This window comes from Taibaiella koreensis, from assembly GCF_003545715.1.
In the GTDB taxonomy this organism is placed as follows: Bacteria; Bacteroidota; Bacteroidia; order Chitinophagales; family Chitinophagaceae; genus Taibaiella; species Taibaiella koreensis.
Genome location: NZ_QVNU01000004.1, coordinates 255,852 through 278,255 on the forward strand (window position 1 = coordinate 255,852; position 22,404 = coordinate 278,255).

At 47.1% G+C, this 22,404-nt stretch carries 24 protein-coding genes; 14 read left to right on the top strand and 10 right to left on the bottom strand.

Going from position 1 to position 22,404, the window contains the following annotated elements:
* The first annotated feature begins 177 nt into the window (after positions 1-177).
* The 6 genes from DZK30_RS14760 to DZK30_RS14785 all read left to right on the top strand — a co-directional run bounded on the left by DZK30_RS14760 (position 178) and on the right by DZK30_RS14785 (position 6,539).
* On the top strand, positions 178-1,335 hold the full coding sequence (locus DZK30_RS14760; RefSeq protein WP_118974910.1) for a hypothetical protein: 1,158 nt from the start codon (positions 178-180) through the stop codon (positions 1,333-1,335).
* Between the two features lie 90 nt (positions 1,336-1,425).
* Complete coding sequence (locus DZK30_RS14765; RefSeq protein ID WP_162903104.1) at positions 1,426-2,484, top strand: tetratricopeptide repeat protein; 1,059 nt, start codon at positions 1,426-1,428, stop codon at positions 2,482-2,484.
* A gap of 85 nt (positions 2,485-2,569) precedes the next feature.
* Complete coding sequence (locus DZK30_RS14770) at positions 2,570-2,827, top strand: phosphopantetheine-binding protein (RefSeq protein ID WP_118974912.1); 258 nt, start codon at positions 2,570-2,572, stop codon at positions 2,825-2,827.
* Positions 2,828-2,910: 83 nt separating this feature from the next.
* Positions 2,911-4,149 (top strand): beta-ketoacyl-[acyl-carrier-protein] synthase family protein, encoded by a 1,239-nt coding sequence (locus DZK30_RS14775; protein ID WP_205529455.1) that lies wholly within the window; start codon positions 2,911-2,913, stop codon positions 4,147-4,149.
* A gap of 266 nt (positions 4,150-4,415) precedes the next feature.
* Complete coding sequence (locus DZK30_RS14780; protein WP_118974913.1) at positions 4,416-5,375, top strand: YpdA family putative bacillithiol disulfide reductase; 960 nt, start codon at positions 4,416-4,418, stop codon at positions 5,373-5,375.
* Positions 5,376-5,471: 96 nt separating this feature from the next.
* Positions 5,472-6,539: a beta-ketoacyl synthase chain length factor gene (locus DZK30_RS14785; RefSeq protein WP_162903105.1), complete on the top strand. Its 1,068-nt coding sequence runs from the start codon at positions 5,472-5,474 to the stop codon at positions 6,537-6,539.
* A gap of 315 nt (positions 6,540-6,854) precedes the next feature.
* Here the strand turns inward: DZK30_RS14785 and DZK30_RS14790 are convergent, their stop codons facing one another.
* From DZK30_RS14790 to DZK30_RS14820, 7 genes are all read right to left on the bottom strand, one after another.
* Entirely contained in the window at positions 6,855-7,301 is a 447-nt protein-coding gene (locus tag DZK30_RS14790; protein ID WP_118974915.1) for a nuclear transport factor 2 family protein, read from the bottom strand.
* A 5-nt stretch (positions 7,302-7,306) separates the two neighbouring features.
* Positions 7,307-8,125 (bottom strand): helix-turn-helix domain-containing protein, encoded by an 819-nt coding sequence (locus DZK30_RS14795; protein WP_118974916.1) that lies wholly within the window; start codon positions 8,123-8,125, stop codon positions 7,307-7,309.
* Positions 8,122-8,622 carry a hypothetical protein gene (locus tag DZK30_RS14800; RefSeq protein ID WP_118974917.1) on the bottom strand — a complete coding sequence of 167 codons (501 nt, stop codon included), beginning with the start codon at positions 8,620-8,622 and terminating at the stop codon, positions 8,122-8,124. The genes DZK30_RS14795 and DZK30_RS14800 overlap by 4 nt, the downstream gene beginning before the upstream one ends.
* A 179-nt stretch (positions 8,623-8,801) precedes the next feature.
* On the bottom strand, positions 8,802-9,461 hold the full coding sequence (locus DZK30_RS14805) for a YceI family protein (protein ID WP_240432936.1): 660 nt from the start codon (positions 9,459-9,461) through the stop codon (positions 8,802-8,804).
* The gene (locus DZK30_RS14810) at positions 9,416-11,218 is read right to left on the bottom strand and encodes an amidohydrolase (protein ID WP_118974919.1); all 1,803 of its coding nucleotides are present in this window, start codon (positions 11,216-11,218) and stop codon (positions 9,416-9,418) included. Before DZK30_RS14810 ends, DZK30_RS14805 begins: the two co-directional genes overlap by 46 nt.
* A 28-nt stretch (positions 11,219-11,246) precedes the next feature.
* Complete coding sequence (locus tag DZK30_RS14815) at positions 11,247-12,128, bottom strand: pirin family protein (protein WP_118974920.1); 882 nt, start codon at positions 12,126-12,128, stop codon at positions 11,247-11,249.
* A 136-nt stretch (positions 12,129-12,264) separates the two neighbouring features.
* A complete protein-coding gene (locus DZK30_RS14820) occupies positions 12,265-12,846 on the bottom strand; it encodes a Crp/Fnr family transcriptional regulator (RefSeq protein ID WP_118974921.1) in 582 nt (193 codons plus the stop codon).
* Between the two features lie 168 nt (positions 12,847-13,014).
* Here DZK30_RS14820 and DZK30_RS14825 point away from each other — a divergent pair, with 168 nt between their 5' ends.
* The 6 genes from DZK30_RS14825 (at position 13,015) to DZK30_RS14850 (ending at position 18,522) form a co-directional block, all read left to right on the top strand.
* On the top strand, positions 13,015-13,881 hold the full coding sequence (locus tag DZK30_RS14825) for a helix-turn-helix domain-containing protein (protein WP_162903106.1): 867 nt from the start codon (positions 13,015-13,017) through the stop codon (positions 13,879-13,881).
* Between the two features lie 110 nt (positions 13,882-13,991).
* Positions 13,992-14,363: a nuclear transport factor 2 family protein gene (locus tag DZK30_RS14830; protein ID WP_162903107.1), complete on the top strand. Its 372-nt coding sequence runs from the start codon at positions 13,992-13,994 to the stop codon at positions 14,361-14,363.
* A 396-nt stretch (positions 14,364-14,759) separates the two neighbouring features.
* Positions 14,760-15,701 (top strand): SDR family NAD(P)-dependent oxidoreductase, encoded by a 942-nt coding sequence (locus DZK30_RS14835; protein WP_118975251.1) that lies wholly within the window; start codon positions 14,760-14,762, stop codon positions 15,699-15,701.
* 61 nt (positions 15,702-15,762) lie between these two features.
* Complete coding sequence (locus DZK30_RS14840) at positions 15,763-16,551, top strand: helix-turn-helix domain-containing protein (RefSeq protein ID WP_118974924.1); 789 nt, start codon at positions 15,763-15,765, stop codon at positions 16,549-16,551.
* Between the two features lie 316 nt (positions 16,552-16,867).
* The gene (locus DZK30_RS14845; protein WP_118974925.1) at positions 16,868-17,581 is read left to right on the top strand and encodes an alpha/beta hydrolase; all 714 of its coding nucleotides are present in this window, start codon (positions 16,868-16,870) and stop codon (positions 17,579-17,581) included.
* A 101-nt stretch (positions 17,582-17,682) separates the two neighbouring features.
* On the top strand, positions 17,683-18,522 hold the full coding sequence (locus DZK30_RS14850) for a helix-turn-helix domain-containing protein (RefSeq protein ID WP_118974926.1): 840 nt from the start codon (positions 17,683-17,685) through the stop codon (positions 18,520-18,522).
* Positions 18,523-18,532: 10 nt separating this feature from the next.
* Here the strand turns inward: DZK30_RS14850 and DZK30_RS14855 are convergent, their stop codons facing one another.
* Positions 18,533-19,435 (bottom strand): helix-turn-helix domain-containing protein, encoded by a 903-nt coding sequence (locus tag DZK30_RS14855; RefSeq protein ID WP_118974927.1) that lies wholly within the window; start codon positions 19,433-19,435, stop codon positions 18,533-18,535.
* Positions 19,436-19,456: 21 nt separating this feature from the next.
* Positions 19,457-20,272, bottom strand: coding sequence for an SDR family oxidoreductase (locus DZK30_RS14860; RefSeq protein WP_118974928.1), 816 nt, complete (start codon positions 20,270-20,272; stop codon positions 19,457-19,459).
* A gap of 236 nt (positions 20,273-20,508) precedes the next feature.
* Here DZK30_RS14860 and DZK30_RS14865 point away from each other — a divergent pair, with 236 nt between their 5' ends.
* Both DZK30_RS14865 and DZK30_RS14870 read left to right on the top strand, forming a co-directional pair.
* Entirely contained in the window at positions 20,509-21,282 is a 774-nt protein-coding gene (locus tag DZK30_RS14865) for an alpha/beta hydrolase (RefSeq protein WP_118975252.1), read from the top strand.
* A gap of 76 nt (positions 21,283-21,358) precedes the next feature.
* Positions 21,359-21,691, top strand: coding sequence for a hypothetical protein (locus DZK30_RS14870; RefSeq protein ID WP_118974929.1), 333 nt, complete (start codon positions 21,359-21,361; stop codon positions 21,689-21,691).
* 96 nt (positions 21,692-21,787) lie between these two features.
* Here DZK30_RS14870 and DZK30_RS14875 read toward each other — a convergent pair whose 3' ends face one another.
* Positions 21,788-22,390, bottom strand: a complete 603-nt coding sequence (locus tag DZK30_RS14875; RefSeq protein WP_118974930.1) for an NADPH-dependent F420 reductase — start codon at positions 22,388-22,390, stop codon at positions 21,788-21,790.
* Positions 22,391-22,404 lie beyond the last annotated feature (14 nt).

Here is a 22,404-nt window from a genome sequence, read left to right on the forward strand (position 1 = left end):
AATACTTTCAAAATCGGGAAAACACTGTCTGCTCCGTGTCAAAAAACGGGACCTGTTACCGGTCCCTTTCCAGCAAATGATAATTGTAAGCTTTGTGTCATTTCTTAAAGGCGCCCTCTAACCCTGTAAGGGTTTAAAACCCCTGTAGGGTTAGGCGAAAATTTTTACATTTGCCTCATGAATTTCCAGCTAACAGAAGTCAGCAACGCACAGCACAGCAAACAATTCCTGGAGCTTCCACTTAAGATCTATAAAGATGACGCCAACTGGATCCGTCCCTTGGATAAAGATATCGAAGCCGTTTTTGATCCGGAAAAGAATAAATTTTTCAAACATGGGTCCTGCAAGCGTTGGCTGCTCCTGAACGGGCAGCAGGAGGTGATCGGGCGCATTGCTGCCTTTATCAATAAAAAATACAAGCAGGAGCAGCCCACCGGCGGCGTAGGCTTTTTTGAATGCATCAACGACCAGGCAGCAGCCAGCTTCATGCTGGACCATTGCCGCGATTGGCTGCAGGCCCAGGGTATGGAAGCGATGGACGGGCCGATCAATTTTGGCGAGCGGGAGCGCTGGTGGGGACTGCTGGTAGAAGGTTTCCACGAACCCCTGTACTGCATGAACTACAATCCGCCTTATTATAAGGAGCTGTTTGAACACTATGGTTTCCAGGTATATTTCAATCAGGAGTGCTTTGGCATGGAAGCCATCTACGAATTCCAGGATAAATTTTATACCCGGCACGAAGAGCTGTTGCGGAATAAGGACCTGCATGCGGAACCCATACGCAAAAAGCATCTCGAAAAATATGCCCGCGATTTCACAACGGTCTATAACAAAGCCTGGGCCAGCCACGGCGGCGGCAAAACGCTGGACGAGCGCCAGGTGATCGCGATGTTCCGCACCATGAAGCCGGTGATGGACGAAAGGCTAAGCTGGTTCGTTTACCATAAAGAGGAACCTGTAGCCTGCTGGCTCAACCTTCCCGATCTCAACCAATACTTCAAGCATATGAACGGCAAGTTCGGGCTGCTACAGAAGCTCAAATTCCTCTGGCTGCAGCGTTTTGGTAAAAATGAGCATTTCCTGGGTATCCTTTTCGGCGTGGTACCCGGATGGCAGGGCAGAGGCATGGATGCCTACCTTATCCTGGAAGGTTCTAAAGTGATTTGCTTCAAAACACCTTTCAGGCATTATGAAATGCAATGGATCGGCGACTTCAATCCCAAAATGATCAATATCGCCCACAATCTCGGCGCCCATATTACCCGCCGGCTCAGCACCTACCGTTACCTGTTTGACCGGCAAAAAGAATTCAGGCGGCACCCCATGCTCTAGGCTATGCGATGTTTCCGCCAAAAAAGAGTGGCACTTTGGTCCGGCATGCCTTATTTTTGCCGCTATCCCGTTTATCATTTTCAACGACAAATGCTCAAAAAACGCCATATCCTTAATATTGCCCTGCTCCTGTTGAGCAGCTTACCCGTACTGGCACAGGAAGACATGAGCGCCGATGTACGGCGCATGCAGGAAAGCGCCCATGCTTATCTTGGCCGCGGCGACTATGCCAATGCCATTATGATGTTCAGCCAGGCTATACGCCAGGCGCCTTCGGAAGTATCGCTGCGCCGCGACCTGGCGTATACCTACCTGCTGTCGGGCGACACCAAGAAGGCCAAAGAGATCATCGATCCCGTGGTTTCGTCCGAAGCGGCCGATGAGCAGACCTACCAGGTGGCCAGTGCCGTAGAAAATGCCCTGGGCAACACAGGCAAAGCTAAACGGCTGCTGAATGAAGGCATTGCCAAATACAGCAATTCGGGCCTGCTTTACAATAGTAAAGGCAATATTCTCAACTCGGATAAAAGCACCAAAGATGCGCTTGAAGCGTATAACGCGGGCATCAAGGCCGAGCCCTCCTATCCTGTGAATTATTATAATGCCGCCCGGATCTATTACCAGAACGATGATGCGGTATGGGCACTGATCTACGGAGAGATCTACGTAAACCTTGACCCTGCCTCGCCAAGAACTACGGAGACCAAAAAGATGATGATCGACGCTTATCGCAAACTGTTCTCCCCCGGCAAAGACGAGGCACTGCCAGGTTTTAAAGCAGCCAGCAAAGGAGAGACCAGGACCCGGAGTTTTGCCGATATCTTCAAAAAACTGATGCTGCAGGGGGCACCGGCGATCAGCGAAGGACTCAATACCGAGAACCTGATCATGCTGCGCAGCCGCTTCATGCTGGCTTACAGTAAGGATTACAGCATCAACTACCCTTTCACCCTGATGTCGTACCAGGACAAAATGCTCCGCGATGGCGTCTATGACGCCTATAACCAGTGGCTGTTCGGCGCCGTGGACAACTCGCAGGAGTTTTCTCTTTGGGTAAAGGTAAACAGTAAGGAATACAGTGCTTTCGAAAACTGGCGGAAAAACAACCCGCTACAGCCCACCCTTTACGATCCAAGACCGGGTAAATAAGGTTTCCGTTGAAACACGTATTCCACATAGCTGCTTTTAATAATTCATTTTTTGGATTACCTTTGCGGCTTTCACTATAGCTTACATGGAAGATCTGAAAGTAACTTTAAAGCAACAGATTATTGAATCGCTGAATCTTCAGGGTATGAAGCCTGAAGATATTGATGATAACGCACCGCTGTTTGGCGACGGACTCGGGCTCGATAGTATCGATTCTCTCGAACTGATGGTATTGCTCGAACGCAATTACGGCATCAAGATTGAAGATGCCCGTGAAGGCCGCAATATTCTCGCCTCTGTGCAAACGATGGCCGACTATATCCAGGCCAACCGGAAATTCTGATCAGGAAAACGATCTTATACAGGCTGTTTGGAAGCACCGGCGATCCGATAGACGGGAACCGGCCCTTTTGAACAGCCTCATTTTTGACCCCTATTCCCGCTACCGCTATAATGGTCCTGATCACCGGCACAGGCATGATCACCAATCTGGGCGATACCGTTCCGGAAAACCTGCAGGCAATCCTGGAAGAAAGGCAGGCGCTATGCGCCCCTGAGATTCTGCAAACCCGCCACCGGGAAGAAATGGTAGTGGGCGAGATACGGAAAACCAACGGGCAACTGGCCGCCATGCTGGGATTGCCCGCCGAAGGGTTCAGCCGCACGACACTCCTGGGCATCCTTGCCGTGCGGGAGGCGCTGCAAGGTTTACCGGCACAGCAACGCCTGCAGAAAAGGATCGCTTTCATCAACGCTACCACTGTAGGCGGCATGAGCGATGTGGAGAACTTCTATGGCGATATGATCTCCGCTGCTACCGAAGGCGATTTTCTCAGCTATATCGATTCACTCGATTGTGCCGACTGCACACAACGCATAGCCGATTACTTTGACCTCACCGGCTTTCAATGCACCATCAGCACGGCCTGCTCGTCGTCGGCCAATGCTCTGCAACTGGGCGCGCGTATGATTGAGAATGGTGAGGCCGACATTGCGATCTGTGGTGGCACCGACGCGCTTACACGATTCACCCTTAACGGCTTCAATGCGCTCAAGAATGTAGACAAGCAGCCCACCAGGCCTTTTGACCAGCACCGCAACGGTCTTAACCTGGGAGAAGGCGCTGCCTACCTTATATTGGAATCGGAAGCTTCGGCCCGCGAAAGGGGCGCCACACCGGTGACTACCTTGGCGGGCTATGGCAATACCAACGAAGCCCATCATCCGACTGCCCCATCTCCCGATGGCGCCGGGGCCTTATTGACCATGCAGGAAGCCCTTGCCGTGGCCGGACTGGATAAAGAAGCTATTGACTATATCAATGCGCATGGTACGGCAACGCTGGGCAACGATCTTTCCGAAGGTACGGCTATCGAGCGCCTGTTTGGCAGGAGAAACTGCCCCTACTTCAGCTCTACCAAGGCCTTTACCGGGCATACCCTGGCCGCCAGCGGCGCCGTTGGCGCGATCGTATGCTGCCTGGCCATACAAGGATCATTTATACCGCCTAACCTGCGCTTTGAAACGCCTATGGAAGAGATTGGCATCGTACCGCAAAAGACCTTGCGCCGCGATACGCCCGTCCATTATGCCCTGGCCAATTCCTTCGGTTTTGGCGGCAACAACGTATCGCTGATCTTTGGATCATTAGATGTTAGATGTTAGACATTAGATTGTTGGTTTTTGGCGTACAGAAGTATCAGGTATCAAGTATCAAGAGCCAAGTAGCAGGAGCCAAGAACCAAGTATCAAGAACCCAGTTACCTAATACCTAATACCTAATACCTAATACCTAATACCTAATACCTAATACCCAAATCCCTGCACCTCTGCGTCACTTTGCGCCTGCTTAGCGACCTTTGCGGTTAGAAGAAAACCCAATACACAAAATCCAAATCTCAATACCCAATACTCAATACTTAATACCCAACATGCTGGATATTCTTATTATCGGTGGCGGCCCCATAGGTCTGGCTTGCGGCATAGCCGCCCGGGAACAATCCCTTTCCTACCTCATTCTGGAAAAAGGCGCCCTGGTCAACAGCATCTATCATTACCCGCTTTACATGACATTTTTCTCTACGGCTGAGCGGCTGGAGATCGGTAATATTCCCTTTCAATGCATTGCACCCAAGCCCGGCCGGCAGGAAGCGCTAGAGTATTACCGCAGCGTAACCCGCAGGTTCGACCTTAATATTCATCTTTATGAAAATGTAACAACGGTCGAAAAAGGAGAGGACCATTTTGTAGTACAAACGGCCAAAGGAAGCTACCAGGCGCGGAAGGTGATCATTGCTACCGGCTTTTACGATATTCCCATCACCTTGAATGTGCCCGGTGAAGCGTTGCCCAAAGTACAGCATTATTACAAAGAGCCGCATCCTTATGCCTTCCGGAAAGTGACGGTGATCGGCGCGAGCAATTCGGCCGTAGATGCCGCACTGGAATTATGGCGCAAAGGTGCCGAGGTTACCATGGTGGTGCGCGGCGAAGCCATAGGCGCAAGAGTAAAATACTGGGTAAAGCCCGATATTGAGAACCGCATCGCCGAAGGCAGCATCAAGGCCTATTTCAGCTCATCGGTAACCGCTATCAGGGAGCTGGAGATCGATGTACAAACACCCGATGGGCCGCTGACGCTGGAGAATGATGTGGTGCTGGCCCTTACCGGCTATTGTCCCGATAACCAATGGCTGGAGCGTTGCGGCGTGCAGCTTTCCGATGACGGGCTGAAAAGGCCACAGCACGATCCACTGACCATGGAGACTAATGTGCCGGGCCTGTACCTTGCCGGCGTGGTATGCGGCGGACTAGAGACCCACAAATGGTTTATCGAGAATTCCAGGGTACATGCTAATCTGATCATTAACGATATCCTCGCAAAAAAATAGCCTTCACGCCGCCGGCATTGTCCAAAAAAGAGTTTCTTTGCGGCTAATGCGGTCGCATATTGTCCTTGTGGCAAACGAGCCCTAAACTTGCTGTTGTTGAAACCGATTTACATTACCCATACGAGTGCCATTACCCCGCAGCACCAAGCTGAGGGGCGCCTGCTCGATCCCCTGGTAGCAGATACCGATGGTAAGCTGCAAGTAATCGAGCCCGACTATACTGCGGTCATCCCGGCGATGCAGCTCCGTCGTATGAGCCGTGTATTGCGTATGGGAGTCTACACCGGCATGGATTGCCTGCGCCGTTCAGGCTGCGAATGTCCCGACGGCATCATCACCGGTACCGGCAAAGGCAGCATGACCGACACGGAAAAGTTTGTAAAAGAGCTGGCCCAATACCAGGAAGGATCACTCAATCCTACCCCATTTATCCTGTCCACCTATAATGCTGTCAATGGCGCCATTGCCTTGCAAACCAGGGCCACAGGCTACAATCAGACTTATGTGCATCGTGGCAGCTCCTTTGAAACGGCTCTTTACGATGCCCAGCTGAAGCTGAATACAGTGGCGGCGACGCAACATTACCTGGTCGGCTGCTTTGATGAGATCACCCCCGAATACTTTCTCGTTAAAAGCAAGGTCGGTTATTGGAAAAAGGAACGGGATCCCGGACAATCGTTGTGGCAGCAAGCCGATAGTCCCGGCACCCTGGCCGGGGAAGGTGCAGCCTTCTTTATGCTCAGCAATAGCCACGACGGCGCTATCACCGGCATACATGCGCTGCAGACAACTTACAAAACACCGGTAGCTGCCATTGGGCAGGTAGCAACGGAACTGATTGTCCGTAACGGCTGGCAGCCAGGAGATATTGATATGCTGGTGCTGGGCTTTAACGGCGACAGCAGGGATGAGCCCTATTATGAGGCATTGCAGCAAAGCATTCCCGGAACCCCGCCGGTACTGGCTTTCAAGCATCTTTGCGGCGAGTACGAAACTTCCGGCGGCTTTGCGCTGTGGCTGCTCTGTCAATTGCTTAACGGTAAGTCCTTGCCCGGGGCCGTCTGGTACAGGGCGCCGGACAAGGAGCGTTTCCATCCCAGAAAGATCCTTTACTACAATCATTACCGGGGTCAGAACCACAACCTGATCCTGCTATCGGCATAATAATCTGTTGCGTTCATTACTACTATTTTTCGCTGCGATGCTGCGCCCCCAAGAGCCATTGATAAAGGCCGTTATCTATAGTTAAGTAAATCAGTTCCGGGTGGTGAAACAGCGAAAGCTAAACGCAATAGCCTGGAATATAATTACAGCGGGTAAATTGATCTTGGGCCTCATTTTTTTTAAAATTCGCAATGGCCCCAGCTAGCGCGACATTGATAACCGGCAAGTAAGGACGGGGTTACATAGCTTCCTGCCGGCGGCTATTTGCTAATTAAAAATAACTCTGTACAACTCATTTCAGCCTCGCCAAAGCACTTATCGGTTCTCAATCCAATCTACGAGCAACTTGCGTTCAGAAAAGAGCCATTGGCCATTTTCTTTTGTAAACGTATCATGGTAACGGATAGTAGCTATCATCAATTTTTGCCCACCCTCTTTTATAGATAAGTGATGTGCCATACAGTAAGTAATACCTGTAGCATTATCGCCACGTAATGTTACCATGCTTTGCCCATTAAAGTGCATGGTGGCATTATAGGTATTAAGATTGTCGAATACAGGGAATAGGTTTGCTCTTTTATTGATGACTTGTGTCGGCGTATCAGATTTACTATCCATAAATACTACAAAATGGGTGTCCTCTGTAAACAGCGCCATTTGACCTTGCGCGTCTCTTGTGTCGGCGCAATAGGCATAGCGGTCCACCAATTCACGAATAGCAAGACGATCATCCGCTTCGATCATTTTTTGTTCGTCGTTCATTGTTGTTATTTTTTGATCATTAGACTCTCAGTAGGGGTAAGGCCGTACTTTTTTTTGAAACAAGTATAGAAATGGGATAAATTTTCAAAGCCCAGATCAAGATAGATATCGGCAGGTTTCTTATCCTTTCGGTGAATAAGATAGAAGGCTTCTTCCAAACGTTTTTCTTTGAGCCATTTGGCTGGCGGGGTTTTAAATTGCTTTACAAAATCCCTTTTGAAACCGGCGAGGCTTCTTCCTGTTAGTTTGGCGAAACTTTCAATCGGGGCATTGTACCGAAAGTGTTTGAGCATAAAGGTTTCCAGGTTTATTTTATACGGCTCGTTAAAATCAAACAGAAAAACGTTCAGGTCCGGATGTGTATGCAGTAGGAGCTCTATGGCTTCATTTACTTTTGCAATCGCCAGTTTCCTATTGCTTCTTTGTGGTTGTTCGAGGAACGGAACCAACGATTGAAAATAGCTTTTCAGGTACATATCGGCTTTTAAAACCATGTTGTATTTTCCTGAATATCTTTTATCCGGAATGATATTATTGACAGCAGCAAACCTCCTTAAATCTTCCGATCTCAGGATAATGGAAACTGCTTTATATTCAGGGTCAGTTGCAGGCATTTTTAAACTTTTCGCAAACTGGTTTTTACGAGCCAGGAGTATTTGATTTTTTCTTAAAACGAAAGTGCCCTGCTGATGAAAAATATGGGTTTCGCCAGATACCTGATAGGCTAAGATATGCTCCGGTATAAATTGCTCATAGCCCCATTTATCTTCAGAGGCACAGGAATACACAAATGAATCGTCGCTTGATGGAAGTATGCTTTTCATTGCGGTATGAATTTTAGCAATTGCTCCCGATAGGCCCTGTTTCGGGCTTCTGTATGCGTATCAACAGCCATCAAAAAAGCAGCCGTTAGCATGGTAGTAACCGTTATGGCACGCCAACTGGCAGAAGGAAATAACAGCAAAAGAATGGCAGCCAATATGACAATGGCCGGCAGTATTTTGAACACCTGCTCCAGTTCTCTCTTGGATTTTGTGGTTCGGGCAATTTCATTTTTCACAAAGCTGTCTGTATCGGCCCTATACTGCTTTTCAAATTGGATAATGCGGGGTTTATTGGCTGCATACAAACCAATACCTACAGCTATAAGAAATGCTGCTGAAACAAATAGTGGAATTACGAAGGCTTTAGCTGATACTGTTTTTCCGCAATAACTAAAACCTGCGGCGTTCAGCAATATGATTACACTAAACAGCCAAACTATTTTCGCAGAAAACAATTCTGCCTTTGCCCAGTCTGTACTCAACTTCAGTAAGTCCATTTTTTATGAATTGTAAGACAAATGTCTAAAATTACCAGCAATGATTATTTTCTAAAAAGCTCAAATATTGCTTTCTGTATGGCTTAGCTACCTGATGACCTTAACTGACATTTTTCGAAAAATCACTTGTCTTTTTAACCGGCTTGCGTCGACTCAATTGCCGCAAGCCGGCTCTTTAGTTATTTTGCCTGTATAAATTCGAGGTTTAAGCTTATCGTGACGTCTTTGCCAACGCCTCCTCCGGTTGGATCATATTTTATATGGTAATCTAGGCGGTTGATCGTAGTAAATGCTGAGAAGCCTGCCCTGGTATTTCCTTGAGGATCTTTGGTCGTACCGCCAAAGGTGACCTTAAATGTAACCTCCCTGGTAACATCGCGGATGGTTAGTTTGCCGGTAAGTTCATAGTCATTGCCTTTGCGTTTTTTAAAGGATAGGCTTTCGAAAGTCATATTGGGATAGGTAGCCACATTAAAGAAATCATCAGACTTTAAGTGTGTGTCGCGTTGCTCCACATTGGTAGAAATGCTATTGACATCTACCGTGAAATTAATCCTTGCATCGGTTAAATCCGGCTTGGTGGCTACAACAGTTCCATCAAATTTCTTAAATGAACCCTCTACAAACGAAATTCCCATATGCCTTACCGAGAAGCTGACAAAAGTGTGCAAGGGATCTACCGCCCATCTGGTTTGTGCGCTAGTTGCGATACTGATTGAAATGGCAACCAGCAATAAAAATACTTTTTTCATATTTTTTAAATTGATGAGTTGATAAAAGATGATTGCTTTGCTTACTTCATATTGTAATAACCACCGAAATACTTTACTGGCGACCATGCTGGAATTATTTTGGGAAGTGGGAGCGCCAGGTTGTTGTATTTGCCAGTGCCAAATACCACCCGTCCATCTACAACAGTCAATACGGAAGAGATGTTTTTTATTTCATCATCCGGTACCATGAAATAATCTGCACTGAGCAGTGCAAAATCTGCCAGGTTGCCGGGCGCAATTCTGCCTTTTTCATGCTCATTGTGCTCGAACCAGGCGGCGCCCAATGTGTATAACTTTAATGCCTCTGCCCGGGTTAAACGGTTGTCTTTGGCCAGTATTTCAGAACCTGATACAGACTTGCCAGTAATTGTCCAGCTAATGCCAACCCAAGGATTGTAAGAGGAGGCTCTAAAACCATCGGTTGTCATGGCCAAAGGAATACCGCTATCTACCAAGCGCCGTAAGAGCGGTGTTTGCAAAGCCTTTTCCCTGCTATAGGTTTTAATAAAAGCGTCTCCATGTAAGGCCATTTTATCATCCAAGGCAATACCGCCTCCCAGCTTTTTAACCCTTTCTATGTTTTCGGGGCTAATGGTCTCGGCATGTTCTATGCTCCAACGCATGCCATCAAGAGGGGTTTGCCTATTTACCTTCTCCAAAGCGTCCAAAAATGGTGTGATGTTTTCGTTATAGCTCATATGCATCCTAAAAGGGATTCTTCTCTTTACCAGTTTGGTCACATCTTCTTCAATGTAATGTCGCATCGTATCTGCATTGATAATGATCGCCGGTTCATCAAAATTTTCATAATCATGCAATTCAACCCGCAGTAATTCGCCAGCACCTTCATACTCATGACCGTGCGCCATGGTGGGATGGATATTTTCTCCGGGGCTGATCGGAGCTACTTTTGTGATGGCCCTGATATCTGCATCTACCATGGTGCCAGCACCAGGACTTCCAGCGCCCAGGTCAATAAAAGGGTACCGAATGTTCAGACGGTTGTCCCGGATCAATGCCTCAAGCGGGATATGCGCTCCCGGATAGCCTTTTATGCTTCCGCCATCATTAACCGAGGTGATCCCGAAGCGGTTAAGGTCGTTGATCACGTAGGCCAGCGAATTGATCTGCTCCTCAGGCGAAGGCTGTGGCACCATGTTCTCCAACGCCAGGAAAACAAAAGCATAGCCAATCACAAGGCCCGTATATTGCTCTTTTTTGTCTTTTTCGAGTACAGTGCCGGGAATCATCGGAAAACGTGAAGTACCTAAACCCATGGCCTTCATGGCCGGCTTATTTAAAAAAGCCCTGTTATAGGCGTATTGTACAATAAGTGGCTTATCGGGTACTGCGTTGTTAAGCTCTTCAATGGTCGGGTGCCTGTTTTCTTTAAACTGGTAGGGAGACCAGCCTCCGATCACCTTCACCCATTGTCCGGCGGGTGTTCTTTTTGCCTGTTCACTCAGCATTACCAATGCTTGCTTCAGGGTGGGTACGCCATCCCATCTTAGGTTGTAATTGTAATTGCTTTCGTTCAGTACATGGATATGCACGTCATTGAGGCCCGGTATCAGCCGCCGGCCATCGGCATCTATCAGTTTGGTGCTGTTGCCTTTGAGGCTAAGGATTTCGGAATCGGTGCCTACCGCATAAATCCTCCCTCTTTTTACCGCCAGTGCAGACGCTTCTGGCTGTGACAGGCTTTGTGTGGTAATTTTTGCATTGAATACGATCATGTCGGCACCTACAAACGGATCGTTAGTTTGGGCCTTTGCAGTAACAATAAATAGTACTGCTATAATTAAAGCGATTAGTTTTTTCATTGTCTTGATTTTTTAATGTGAATGATATTTAAGCCTGCTCTTCGTATTTGATTTTACCATATTTGCCATCGTGGAAATCGGTGTAGGCTATGGCGATCTCTTCGTGCGTATTCATTACGAAAGGGCCTTGCGCAACAAAGGGCTCGGTATAGGTGGCACCGCCAAAGAAAATGATATCAATAGGTTGTTCTGAAGGATTTTGGCTTTCGATGGTACCAGCACTTTTTTCGAAAAGCAGGAGCTCGCCCTTGCCAAATGTGGTGCCGTTGATCCTTGCGCCGTTGACCAAAAAAGAGGCGTATTCCAGGCCTTCTTCATCCTGCAGTTGGAAGGTTTTTCCAGGTTCGAGGTGGAGGTGATAAATGAACTGTTGCAGGTAGACCGGGATTGTTGAGGACTGTTGCCCGTAGGTGCCGGTAACTGCTTTTAGCCATCCCGCATTATCGTCCAGTTTTTTTACTGGGATTTCCCGGGCCTGTACGGGAACGTAGTCTGGCTTTTCGACCTTGTTTTTTGCAGGCAGATTTACCCAGAATTGGAAGCCGTGCGTAAGCCCATCGCCAGTATGAGGATCGGGATTTATCACCTCGTCATGTATAATGCCGGTACCGGCTTTCATCCATTGCGCCCCGCCCGAATACACTTTTGCGTGATGGCCGTTACTGTCAAAATGGTCTGCTTCTCCGTTTAGTACATAGGTTAGTGTAGCGATGCCCCTGTGCGGATGGGCACCGCTTCCGTTTACAGCCTTGCGGGGCTCGTTGGAGGCATGTAGCACAGGTGGCACATAGTCAAGGAATACAAAGGGCCCAACGGCCTGGGCATGCTGGTTGGGGAGCATGCGATGGATTTCGTATTCGCCCACCTTGGTCTTATGGCCTTGTAATGTGGATGTGATCTTCTTTTTCATAACATTTAGTTTTGGGATGTCGGTAATTGAATTGACAACACAAAATTGCTATGAAGAGAGAGCTCAAAACGATGATTAATGTTTCAAAAAAACGTTGATATTTATCATCATCTTCCTGAAAAGAAGGTGGGATTCTTTACTTTTTTATGGCCTGACTGCGCACCCTGCTTAGGGTTTCTTTGGCAACGCCGAGGTAAGAGGCTATGATATGCTGTGGAAAGCGTTGCAGGAATTCGGGATACTTCTCGGCCACGTGGGCATAACGTTGTTCGAGCGAAAGGCTATTGGAAGCGTTGAGCCTTTTCATATTGGCGAAGGAATGATTTTGGTCCAGCCTTCTGCTCAGTTCGAGCAGGGCAGGGATCGAATTGAACTCGACCAATCTGGCATGGGTAATGGTAAGCATATCTGTGTCTTCCCAGGCATCGATGTTATAGATGGAGGGGGTAAGCATGGTAAAACTTTCACGGTCGCCTGCCCACCAGTTCTCAACAAACAAGCTAAGAACGTGTTCTACTCCCCTATCGTCTACACTATACATGCGCATTGCACCTTTTACGATAAAGCCCATGTACTTGCATACCTCGCCTTCCTGCAAAAAATATTGCTTTTTCCTTATCCTTTTTGGTTCAAAAATGTTTTTTATAAGCCTCACCTCTTGTTCGTTAAGCGGCGTGGTAGCGTGCGTGTTGATATAGGAGATAAATTTTTCGTACATAATTTGCCAGCTGTTGACGCAAGATACAATATTTGATCCTGCAGGAACAAATCGTGCTTTGAGCTTATCCAGCAAAAGCGCTAATTTTAAATAGCTACTTTTGTTAACAGCATGCCGAGAAGCAGGTTTCATTTTGATGCTAATTTTAAAAATTGCGCAGCCAGAACGATGGAAAAATTGATTAAGGTACCCGGCCGGTTGCTTACCGGTGCTGCCACAGAAAATAGTCTGACTGTTGACGGCTGTTCGGTAATAGAGCAATGCACTCAACGTAACGGAGAAAGGGGTATCCTGTATCCGCAAGAACATGTATTGCTTTGTGTACTACAGGGTAGCGTGTTGCTCACGATGGGAGCACAGACCTATACAATTGCAAAAAATGAAATGACCTTGCTGAAAAAGGCAACAGTTGTTCCCTACGAAAAAAAGGGAGATTCAGACGGCGAGCATATTTACTACGGCTTGATGTTTAGCATAAAAGATGACCTCATCAAATCATTTCTGGCAACTACCGAAAAGATAACGCCAAAAGGAACAAGTGGCGAGATAAGGACTGGCGTACATGCCATGACGGAATGCCTGATCACATTTGCGTCATCGCTTCGCCCTTATTTCCAAAACACTGCTGAAGTTTACCCCGGTCAGCTCAGCCTGAAGATGAAAGAAATGCTGTACCACTTAGGTATAGGCAACCATGCTCTATACCAGCAACTGTTGCAGTTTCATCAGCCGGTACAAACAGGAATTCAGTATATCATGGAAGAATATTATACCTCGCCTGTACCGATCGCAGAACTTGCGTATATGTCTGGAAGAAGCCTTTCGAGCTTTAAAAGAGATTTTCAAGCGGTTTATAACATGCCTCCGGCTACGTGGATACGAAAGAGACGCTTGCAGAAAGCAAAAGAAATGCTAGAAGCAACGCAACTGCCGGTATCGGATATCTGCTTCTCCTTAGGCTTCGAGAATATGTCGCATTTTTCGAGAATTTTTAAGGACTTCCACGGACAGGCCCCCTCGTTCTATAGGAGCTGACAGAGCCTCATTTCAATTTGAGCTAAAAGGAAAAATAATCTGGACGTTTTGGAAAAACAAAGAATATGCCTCTCCAATACTTTTGCATAACAACAATCAATCAAAAAAGTATGGAATCGTTAAACACTCAAGACAAAGAAATCATATCGGTATTGGAAAACTATGCAGAAGGATTAAGAAATGGAAATATCGAACAACTGAAAAAAACATTTCATAGGGACGCGATTATGTATGGATACTGGGACCAGTATCTTGTCGAAGGCAGCATTACCAATTTATATGATTCCGTTGCCAGGCATGGATCTGCACCACATCTAAATACGCGCATCGAAATACTGCACAAGGCCGAAAATATAGCGTTAGTGCGTGTGGAGTACGAAAAAAATGCTGCCAATAAGGATGGCATGGATTATCATTCGCTAATCAAAGTTAACGGTGAATGGAAGGTCATCGCCAAATTGTTCCAGACATTTGAGAAGTAAATCTCTGGTTATCGGAGAGGGATCAGGGAGCGATCAATTTTGATCGTTCCCTTTTTTTATGTCAGAGGGGTTCGAACTTTTTTTTATTCATACCTGCTTTGGGAAGGGAGTTTTGTTGGCAAACCAAAGCTTCCATAAAGCTGCTCAATAAATAGGACAACGGTATACAAGTATCATTCGCCTTACGAGAACCCACCGGAGCGTTGACAGATAATGGTGCACCTGTTTGCGCAGGGACACTTGTGTAACGCGATATTTGGCCAGGTCCGTAATCCGCTTTGGGCATACTTCAGGAAGGGTCTCCATTTCTGGACTTTTCAAGACATAAACATTGGCCTTTTAAAGAAACCCGGGCGGATATCTCATGCTTATTTTTGCAGTGTAAATTCTCAGCTAATGGAAACAAAAAAAGCATACGTAATTACGGGGCCTACTTCGGGAATAGGTTATGAGACGGCATTGGAACTGGCCAAGTTTGGAACAGTTATTCTGGTTGGCCGGAATCCGGAAAAACTGCAGCGCGTCCAAAAAGCAATCGAAAATGCAGGACAAAAAGCAGTTTCGGTAATTTGTGATATTTCGGACATCACAGCGGTGAAACGCGCGGCGCAACAAATCGCTCACCTCGGTCTTACCGTACATGGACTGCTTAACAACGCGGGGATCATGCCACAAAAAGCGGCGAAAAGCGCCCAGGGATTTGATCTCACGTTTGCAACAAATTACCTTGGTGCATTCGCACTGACCGAAGCGCTTGCGCCCCATCTTCCTGATGGAGCAAACCTGGTGTTTGTTGGTTCCGCCGTCGAAGACCCTGAGCGTAAACCTGCAAAGATGGTCGGGATAAAGGGCGCCAGATTTATATCTGTCGAGGCGAGTGCAAGGGGCGAGTGGAAGCCGGGGGGGTCCAAAATTGCCGGAATAGACGCCTACGCTACTTCCAAGTTGTGCGTCCTTGCGGCAGCGATGGCTTTGGCGCGGGAAACCACGAGGCTCCGTTTCAATGTTGTTGAACCTGGTATAACCCGCGGAACTGCTCTTGGGGCCGAAAGTACAAATGCCTTTGTCCGTTTTATGTTTGGTCATATCATGGCCATGCTGCCGCCTTTCTCCAGATACAGCAGCACGCCCAAAAAATCGGCAAAAGTGATCGCGGGCATTCTTGTTGACAAACCAAGCCAGACAGGGGTCTACTACGACGAAAAGGGAAGACCAATGCAAGGCTCCGAGCTGTCGCGCGATACAAGCTTTCAGGATCTGGTTGTAGCAGAAACACGTTCTTTACTCGTAAAGGCGATAGCTGGCGGACAGGAATATTTTCAGCAAAAAAATACCTGAGCCAGAGGTTTCGGAAGTAGTTCGTGTATTGTATTTTAGCCAATATCTTCAGATAGTGAAAATGAAAGATTGTACAGCACATATACGGTACGTCGGCAGCGAAATTTCACCCGAACAGTTCATTGCCGATCATACCCTCGTCTATATCATAAAGGGGAGAATGAATATATACGACGGCAGCAGGCATACTGTACTCCAGGCCGGCAGCTGCTGTATTGCAAGAAAAAACAGGCTGGCGCGCTACAGCAAGGAAAAGGTAGCCGGCGCGCTTGAAAAAGTGTTTGTTTTTTTTGACGATGCATTTCTGAGACGGTTTCGGGAACGGCATAAGCTGCCGGTCACAAAATTTGAAGGAACAGATACCCTGGTGCCAATAGCGGAAAATGATCTGCTGCCAGGCTATATGCAGTCGTTGTTGCCTTATTACCACCGTGGCGACATCAGGGCCGCTTTTGCCGATGTAAAGCGGGAAGAATTGTTGATTATCCTGCTGGAAGTACAGCCGGAGCTTTCAGGCATCCTTTTTACCGACGACCTGCCACAGAAAATAAACATCGAAGCGTTTATGAACCGTAATTTCAAGTTTAACGTCAGCCTTGAACGGCTGGCTTTTCTTACAGGTCGTAGCCTATCCGCATTCAAAAGGGATTTCAAGAAGACATTTGACGATACGCCCGGCCGCTGGCTCGTGAAGAAGAGACTCCAGGAGGCGTATTTCCTTATTACCCGGAAAAATAAGCGTCCGTCCGACATCTACCTCGATCTGGGCTTCGAAGCACTGTCACATTTTTCTGCTGCCTTTAAAAAGGAATTTGGGAAAACACCAACCGAACTTGCAAGCCAGGGATAAGGCATCGGCGGAGTAGCCTCTTCATGTGTTGGCCTTAATTTCTTCGTCTGTTGAAAAAGCCGCGGAATGTGGGTCTTTTACCCATGCATGCCGTAGCTCACAACCAGGCTCCGGGAACCTAATCGAACATACTATATTTTATTAAAACATGATGTAGTCAAATCCGGCTGCAGGTAAATTTTAATAACCAAACGAATGGTTTGGTCAAAAAGGGAAATAATCACAACTAATCGGGAAAAGGGCTCACCCTTTACCCCTGGTCTTCCCCCCATCTTTGCATTATTAAATCACAACAAAAATTCTAAAATCATTCAAGATGGAAAATCATTCAAAAAACCAGGAAGTAAAAAACGTAGTATTGGTTCATGGCGCCTTCGCCGATGGTTCCGGCTTCAAAGCGCTTTACAACGAATTAACCCGAAAAGGCTACAATGTTTCGGTTGTACAAAATCCCCTGACTTCTCTCGAAGACGATGTTTTGGCAACACATGTGGCATTGGACAAAATCGGAGGTCCGGCCATCCTTGCTGGCCACTCCTGGGGTGGTGCAGTGATTACCGAAGCAGGTAACCATCCCAATGTAGCGGCCCTGGTTTACATTGCCGCATTCCAGCCCGACAATGGCGAATCGGCCTTACAATGGCTGCAAACAGCACCTATGGCGCCTGAGAACGGCGTTTTGTCTCCCGACGAAAAAGGCATTGTTTATTACGATAAGGACAAATACCATGCGGGCTTTTGTGCCGATATTGATGCCGGTGAAGCAGCCTTTATGTATGCCTCGCAAGGCGCATTCTACGCCAAAGGCTTTGTAAGTCCTATTACCGATGCCGCCTGGAGGCATAAACCAACTTACGGCCTGGTCGCTACTGAGGATAAAAGCATCAACCCCGACATCCAGAGAAATATGTATAGCCGGTCCAATACTGTGGTAACCGAAGTCAAAGGCAGCCATGTGATTTTCATGTCCCAACCGGAGATCGTCGCCGATGTCATTGTCAAAGCTGCACAGGAAGCCTCAGCAGAATAATAAGCATATTTTCAAATCATATGCCCCGTTTGCCGCAGCCGGTAACGGGGCATCTGTATTTTAATACTTCTTTCGTATTTTGGTTGACCATTTGATCTACCATGAAACTTACACTAAGAGCGGAAAATACCGGCGGCGAATTATTGCTTTTTAAAGAGGAGGCAGGGTTCGACCGCTTGTTCTTTAGCAGGGACAGGTTTAATAAGTACTTTACTATTGCCTGGAACCCCGGAGAAAAACAGACTGTCACCATCGATGGCTCAGAATATGATTTTCCCGCCAATTCGCTGCTAACACTCCTGTTCAACCAGTCCTTCAGCTTTGAAAATTCGGCGAGTATCGTGGCCTGGCAGTTCAACCGGGAGTTTTATTGTATCATCGACCATGACAGCGAGGTAAGCTGCGTCGGCTTTTTGTTCAGTAGCACAGACCATATGTTTGTTCAATTGAATGATCAGGCACAACAAAAGTTACAATTGTTGTCTGATGTTTTTATAGAAGAATTCAAGACCTCGGACAATATCCAGAACGAAATGCTGCTGGTACTGCTCAAACGATTGATCATTTATGTAACCAAGCTGGCCAAGTTAGGCTATATGCCTGTCAAAAAAATGCAAGATGACCGTTTTCATATCATCCGTAAATTCAATCTGCTGGTAGAAGCTCATTTTAAATCAGAACATTCCGTCAGCTTTTACGCAGGACAACTCTGTAAATCACCTAAGACCCTATCTAATCTGTTTGCGCTGTTCAAACAAAAGACGCCTTCCCAAATCATCCAGGAAAGAGTTATGGTGGAAGCCAAACGGCTTTTATGCTATACTGACAAATCGATAAAGCATATCACTTTTGAACTGGGCTTTGAAGACGTCTCCTACTTCTCCAATTTTTTCAAGAAAAATAGCGGTACGGCGCCATCGGATTTCAGGAACACAAAATGAGCGGATAGGCTTAGTTTGAATGCCGGTACCCGCTTGGGGAATGACCTGTCTTGCTCTTGAACAGCCTGCTGAAATGCGAGGGGTGCTCAAAGCCAAGCATATAGGCGATTTCGCTGACTGGCTTTTGCGTGCTCCACAATAGCGACCTAGCTTTATCCACCAATTGTAAATGAATATGCTCCAGTGTTGTCTTACCGGTAAAACGCTGCAACAGATCAGATAGGTAATTGGGCGACAGGTTCATCCGGGAAGCAAAGTAGCCTACATTGGGCAGGCCGATATCAATCAGCGTTTCCGGTGCAAAGTAATCTTTGATCAATTTTTCAAATTGTTGTACCACATCAGTATTTACTTTCTCGCGGGTATAGAACTGGCGGTCGTAGAAACGGCTGCAATAATTAAGCAATAGTTCAATATTGGATTGTATCAAACCGTTGGTATGTCTATCAATATTCTGTTCATATTCTTTCCGGATGTTACAGAGACATGCCGTCAATACACGCTTCTCGTCCTCAGAGACGTGCAAGGCTTCGTTAGCCTCGTAATTGAAAAAGGTATAGCTGGCCATCTTGCGACCAAGTGCGCAGGTATTGATCAGGTCGGGATGGAAAAATAATCCCCAGCCTTCTTCGATATGCAGTTCCGGGCTGGAAGTGACGACCTGGCCGGGCGCCGTGAACATTAATGATCCTTCGCTGAAATCGTAATAAGAATGTCCGTATTGGATGGAACCAGTGAATTTTTTACAAAAAATCGTGTAAAAACCAAGACAGCAGGTAACAGCAGCTTTGGGACGTTCGACCTGATTGTTGCCCATCTCTATTACCGTAATTAAAGGATGCCTGGGTTGAGCTACGCCATAAAACTTGTGCAGCTCGCTAATGGATTCAATTGCTAAATAGGACTCTGGCATAAATGTAAATTTACTATTAAGCTATTTGACAAAATAACTGCGCATTTGCCGCATATATTCCTGATCACTCTTTTGGTGCTTAGTGTCGATATAGAAATGAGCATCTGCACCGACTGCGTAGCGCAAGCGGTCGCTGTCGTCGGTCGCCGCTTCATAAATTGTTTGCGCAACCTCTTCTGGAGTAGCTTTGGATAAATGTGCAGCAGCCTGAGCATAATTGCTATAGAAACCGGCAAATAAAGGATCGTAGGCGGGGATGTCATTTTTGATCATATCCACGGCACCCCGGAAATTGGTAGCGATACTGCCCGGCTCGATCAGTTTAACAGCGATGCCTAAGGGCCGGAGTTCATGTGCCAAAGATTCTGACAGCCCTTCCACAGCAAATTTAGAGCTATGGTACAGGCCGCCAAAAGGAAATGTAACCTGCCCGCCCATCGAAGAGATATTGATAATGGTGCCGCTACCTTGCGCGCGCAAGTGTGGCAGCACAGCGCGGGTTACTTCTATTAATCCGAAAAAATTGACATCAAATTGACGCCGGATCTGCACGCTGGTGGCTGATTCGAATACACCGATCAGGGCATAGCCCGCATTGTTCAGGAGCGCATCTATCTGACCAAAGCGGCCGATACCTTCAGCAACAGCATCCTCGATAGATTGCTGGTTCTGTACATCAAGGCGGGCAACCAGTACATCAGCCAGCTTATTCAGCTCCGCTTCCTTTTCGGGTGAACGCATAGTAGCAATAACATTCCAGCCTTTTTGCTGAAACAGTTTGGCGGCGTCTCGGCCAATACCGGAAGAAGCACCGGTAATCAGGATAGTCTTTTTCATAATCTTGTATCATTTTGATAATACAAAGTTCCGGCAAGCCAGGTGGTAAGACTTGACGATATCTACGCAATCCTTAACGATTTCACGGCAGCAGCATCCTTTAAGCGTAAAGAAGGGAAATAATAGCAACTAATCGGGAATTGTGCCCATAAACATTGCCTGCTTTTCAGGGCACCTTTGTATCGTTGATTCAAACAAAAACTTCAACACCACAAAAAATGAACATGCAAACCTTAATGAACTCAATGAAAACCGGCGCCCTGGCTGCAACTGTTACCCTTTCTGCTATAACCGGCACGGTGGAACAGACCTATGCGCAAACAGTAAAAAATGTAGTGCTTGTACATGGCGCTTTCGCCGACGGCTCCGGCTACAAAGGCGTCTACGAGATCCTCACGAAACAGGGTTACCACGTAACCATAGTACAAAACCCTTTAACTTCCCTAGAAGATGATGTTGCAGCAACTAATCTGGCGCTGGATGCACAGGACGGTCCAACTATACTTGCCGGTCATTCCTGGGGCGGTGTTGTGATCACACAGGCTGGTAATCATCCGAAGGTTGCAGGGCTGGTTTATATTGCGGCCTTTCAACCCGACAACGGTGAATCTGCCTTGAAATGGTTCCAGACTGCCCCACCCGCCCCGGAAAATGGTGTGCTGCCTCCTGATGGGAAAGGCATCGTTTACTACGACAAAGCAAAATTCCATGCCGGTTTTTGTGGCGACCTGAGCAGCACGGAAGCCGAATTTATGTACGCCTCACAAGGCGCCTTCAACGGTAAATGTTTTGTGAGCCCCATCACAGAGGCAGCCTGGAGGAATAAACCTACTTATGGCATTGTAGCCACCGATGACAAAAGCATCAACCCGGAGATTCAGCGCAATATGTACAAACGTTCCAACACGAAGATTACCGAGATCAAAGGCAGTCATGCCGTTTATATATCACAGCCTGAGAAAGTAGCTGCTGTGATCGCACAAGTAGCCAAAACGCTCTCGGACAAATAACTAGTGCCGGACAAAGCTTAACACTAGAATTCTTTAGACAAGATTACCTTTGTGTTAATTTTTAAAACCGCACTACATGGCTAAAGAAACAAAAGCAATCCCCGAAAAAAAGATTTTACAAAAAGAGATTGCTTACCAATTGGAAAATTCCCTCGGAAAGCTAAAGGACCTTCTGGGTGAGAAAAAATTTAACTCCCGCATTAATAAAGCTGTGAAGCTCTTTACAGAAGGAATAAAAACAGATGAAAAGAAACCAAAGAAAGGAATTGTGAATCCCATCCCCACAAACAAGACGACAAAGGGTAAAAATGACCTTGCCGTTAAGCCAAATCCTCCAAAAGCACCTGTAAAGAAAAGGCCAGCAACAAAGAAGTCAGTGGTAGCGAAAACGCAGGTAGTTGCCCAATAAAAAAGGTTTATCCTGATAAGCAGAAAAGGCCGCCATTGTTGGCGACCTCTTCTGCTTATCCTGTTAGAATGTCCCCGGATTTTTGCAACGACCTTATTAGAATTTCACCAGGTTTAAGGTAGCCAGCGCGCCCTTTGCCTGTTGTAGCTTGCTGCCTTCGCCAAGGGAGCCCAGGTCGATCGGGGCAAAGCCCAAAGATTCGATAACGCTCATTACCTCACTTTTAGCAGGCTGGTCATTGCCGGAGACAAACAATACCCGGTTGCCTCCAGACACTGCCGGGTCTTCGGCCAGTGTTTTGTAAAAGATCGTATTAAAGGCTTTTACAATCCTGGCACCCGGGAGCAGTGAAGCTACTACCTCGCTGGATGCCTTACCACCCAGGTCTTCTACTTTAAACTCCGGGGCATAGGTGATGAAGTGGTTGGTGGCATCTATAACCACACGGCCTGTCCAGTCGGTAACACCGGCGAGTGTCGGTACCTGCGACCAGGGAAGCGAAAGCAACACAATATCGGCCTGGGCCGCCTCCTGGATGGTGCCGGCTTTGGCAGCCGCGCCCAATGACTGAACGATCTCTTTCAACGAATCGGGGCCGCTGTTATTAGCCAGGATAACCGGATGACCGGCTTTTATTAAATGGCGGGCCACGGTCTGGCCGATATTTCCCGCACCAATGATACCAAATGTCTTTTTCATGAATTTTGTTTTTG

Coding starts and splice junctions, on each gene's coding strand:
- DZK30_RS14760 (WP_118974910.1), top strand. CDS start 178: ATGAATTTCCAGCTAACAGAAGTCAGCAACGCACAGCACAGCAAACAA.
- DZK30_RS14765 (WP_162903104.1), top strand. CDS start 1,426: ATGCTCAAAAAACGCCATATCCTTAATATTGCCCTGCTCCTGTTGAGC.
- DZK30_RS14770 (WP_118974912.1), top strand. CDS start 2,570: ATGGAAGATCTGAAAGTAACTTTAAAGCAACAGATTATTGAATCGCTG.
- DZK30_RS14780 (WP_118974913.1), top strand. CDS start 4,416: ATGCTGGATATTCTTATTATCGGTGGCGGCCCCATAGGTCTGGCTTGC.
- DZK30_RS14790 (WP_118974915.1), bottom strand. CDS start 7,301: ATGAACGACGAACAAAAAATGATCGAAGCGGATGATCGTCTTGCTATT.
- DZK30_RS14795 (WP_118974916.1), bottom strand. CDS start 8,125: ATGAAAAGCATACTTCCATCAAGCGACGATTCATTTGTGTATTCCTGT.
- DZK30_RS14800 (WP_118974917.1), bottom strand. CDS start 8,622: ATGGACTTACTGAAGTTGAGTACAGACTGGGCAAAGGCAGAATTGTTT.
- DZK30_RS14805 (WP_240432936.1), bottom strand. CDS start 9,461: ATGGTCGCCAGTAAAGTATTTCGGTGGTTATTACAATATGAAGTAAGC.
- DZK30_RS14810 (WP_118974919.1), bottom strand. CDS start 11,218: ATGAAAAAACTAATCGCTTTAATTATAGCAGTACTATTTATTGTTACT.
- DZK30_RS14815 (WP_118974920.1), bottom strand. CDS start 12,128: ATGAAAAAGAAGATCACATCCACATTACAAGGCCATAAGACCAAGGTG.
- DZK30_RS14820 (WP_118974921.1), bottom strand. CDS start 12,846: ATGTACGAAAAATTTATCTCCTATATCAACACGCACGCTACCACGCCG.
- DZK30_RS14825 (WP_162903106.1), top strand. CDS start 13,015: ATGGAAAAATTGATTAAGGTACCCGGCCGGTTGCTTACCGGTGCTGCC.
- DZK30_RS14830 (WP_162903107.1), top strand. CDS start 13,992: ATGGAATCGTTAAACACTCAAGACAAAGAAATCATATCGGTATTGGAA.
- DZK30_RS14835 (WP_118975251.1), top strand. CDS start 14,760: ATGGAAACAAAAAAAGCATACGTAATTACGGGGCCTACTTCGGGAATA.
- DZK30_RS14840 (WP_118974924.1), top strand. CDS start 15,763: ATGAAAGATTGTACAGCACATATACGGTACGTCGGCAGCGAAATTTCA.
- DZK30_RS14845 (WP_118974925.1), top strand. CDS start 16,868: ATGGAAAATCATTCAAAAAACCAGGAAGTAAAAAACGTAGTATTGGTT.
- DZK30_RS14850 (WP_118974926.1), top strand. CDS start 17,683: ATGAAACTTACACTAAGAGCGGAAAATACCGGCGGCGAATTATTGCTT.
- DZK30_RS14855 (WP_118974927.1), bottom strand. CDS start 19,435: ATGCCAGAGTCCTATTTAGCAATTGAATCCATTAGCGAGCTGCACAAG.
- DZK30_RS14860 (WP_118974928.1), bottom strand. CDS start 20,272: ATGAAAAAGACTATCCTGATTACCGGTGCTTCTTCCGGTATTGGCCGA.
- DZK30_RS14865 (WP_118975252.1), top strand. CDS start 20,509: ATGAACTCAATGAAAACCGGCGCCCTGGCTGCAACTGTTACCCTTTCT.
- DZK30_RS14870 (WP_118974929.1), top strand. CDS start 21,359: ATGGCTAAAGAAACAAAAGCAATCCCCGAAAAAAAGATTTTACAAAAA.
- DZK30_RS14875 (WP_118974930.1), bottom strand. CDS start 22,390: ATGAAAAAGACATTTGGTATCATTGGTGCGGGAAATATCGGCCAGACC.